Genomic DNA, 1889 nt, shown 5'->3' on the forward strand with positions numbered 1-1889 from the left:
GTACAGGCTGCCCTGCCGTTTCCCTTTGCCGGCACCTATCGGCCGGCCCTTTGCAATCGGCTCGTCTAGCGCGAGCTGTATTGCACCTTCACCTGGCGCGTCGCCTCTTCGCTCAGGCTCTTCACCGCCTGCTTGAGGGACTGCGGCGCCAGCTTCTCGCGTATCTCGCCACTCACGTCGGAAAGCGGCCTGACCGGCAGGCGCTCCTCGCCCGTCACCCGCACCAGCAGCAACTGGCCATCCGCATGGAGCGGCGCGATGCTGCCCACCTCGGTGGACTCCACCAGGCCGCGCAGCGGCTGCTCCAGCAATTCGGGCTTGATGCGGTTGCTGCGGTACTCCAGCGGCTTGCCGGCGGCGCGCCAGGCGGCCACCTGCTTCTGCCAGTCGCGAGACTTGGCCTCGGCGCCGCTGAGCAGTGCGATGAGTTCTGCACGCTGGGGCTCTTCCAGCGCCTGGTCGCTGGCGATGATCTCGAAGCTCTTCTCCACGCCGCCGCCGAACTCTTCGGGGTGGCGCTGGTAGTAGTCGGCCACCTGCTCGCTGGTGACCGGTTCCGGCGTGGCGTGCTGTTCCAGGTAATGGCGCACCAGCAGTTCCTCGCGGTAGGCCTGGGCCTTGAGGTCCAGCTGGGCGCGCTCGCCGGCGTCCAGCTCGCGCTCGGCCAGCAGGGCCATGGCGCGGCTGGCCACCAGGCTGTCGAGGATCTTGCGTTCCACCTCGTCGTTGGCGAACAGCGGCGCCGACTCGCCCAGCGTGCGCTCGACGGTCAGTTCCAGCTGGGCCCGGGTGATGGGGCTGTCGTCCACCGTGACCAGGGTCGCCGAAGGCTCGACCGGCACCTGCGCCAGGGCTTCGGCGCCGTCGTCGTCACGGCAGCCGGCCAGCAGCACCGCCGCCACCAGGCAGCCCAGCGGCCATTCAACCCGCGGCACGGTCTTCGCCTTCCTTGGCGGCGGTGCCCTCGGCCGCGGCCGGTGGCGTCTTGCGGTCGATCTTCGCCGCTTCCTTCAGGCGCTCCAGCTCGGCCTGCTTGGCTTCCTGGCGCAGGCGATAACGGATGTCGCCGCTGACCGCTTCGAACGGCTGCTTCACCACCTGCGGCCCCTCGATCACCTTGATCACGTGGAAGCCGAAGGGGGTCACCACCGGCTCGGACACCTCGCCCGGCTTCATGGCGAATACCTTGCCGCTGAAGGCCGGGTCGATGGCGCCTTCCTGCAGCCAGCCCAGGTCGCCGCCCTGTTTGGCGGACAGCTGGTCCTCGGAGAAGGTGGCGGCCAGCGCGGTGAAGTCCTCGCCGGCGTTGATCCGCGACTGCACTTCCTGGGCCTTGCTCAGCAACGCCTGGCGCTCGTTCTCGCTCATGCCGGGGTTGGTGCGCAGGAGGATGTGGGCGACGTGCACCTTGCGCGCCTGGAACTGGTCGGGGTTGGTGGCGTAGAAGTTGCGCACCGCCTCGTCGGTCACCCGCTCGCGGAGGAACTCCTCGAAGTAGCGGCTGATCAGCATCTGCTTGCGGAACTCGGCCACCTCGGTCTCGACCTGTTCGGCGGGCAGCAGGCCCTGGGCCTCGATCTGCCCGGCCAGGCCCTCGCGCTCCAGGTACTCGTCCAGCTCGCGGCTGACCCACTGGGTGTTCTGCGCCGGCACGCGCTTGAATTTGAGGAAGGCATCGAATTGCGCCTGGGTGACCGGCTTGCCGTTCACCTCGGCGATGGAATCGCTGGAGGAATCACAGCCCGCCAGCAGCAGGGCCAGGATCGAGGACGCCAAGGCGAGGCGTGGGAACTGCTTCATGGATCACCACCTTTATAAGGTCAAATTCCTTTTATCGCGGGTGCGATATACAGGTCGGCCACAAACAGGGGTGTGACTCGACTCACAAA

Annotated in this window: 2 protein-coding genes; both read right to left on the bottom strand. The window is 67.5% G+C overall.

Annotated elements, in window-relative coordinates; translation table 11 throughout:
* Positions 1-65: 65 nt before the first annotated feature.
* Entirely contained in the window at positions 66-935 is an 870-nt protein-coding gene (locus HSX14_RS30170) for a peptidyl-prolyl cis-trans isomerase (protein ID WP_173179058.1), read from the bottom strand.
* A complete protein-coding gene (locus HSX14_RS30175; RefSeq protein WP_173179056.1) occupies positions 922-1800 on the bottom strand; it encodes a peptidylprolyl isomerase in 879 nt (292 codons plus the stop codon). Before HSX14_RS30175 ends, HSX14_RS30170 begins: the two co-directional genes overlap by 14 nt.
* Positions 1801-1889: the final 89 nt, after the last annotated feature.

Source organism: Pseudomonas tohonis, from assembly GCF_012767755.2.
Lineage (GTDB): Bacteria > Pseudomonadota > Gammaproteobacteria > Pseudomonadales > Pseudomonadaceae > Metapseudomonas > Metapseudomonas tohonis.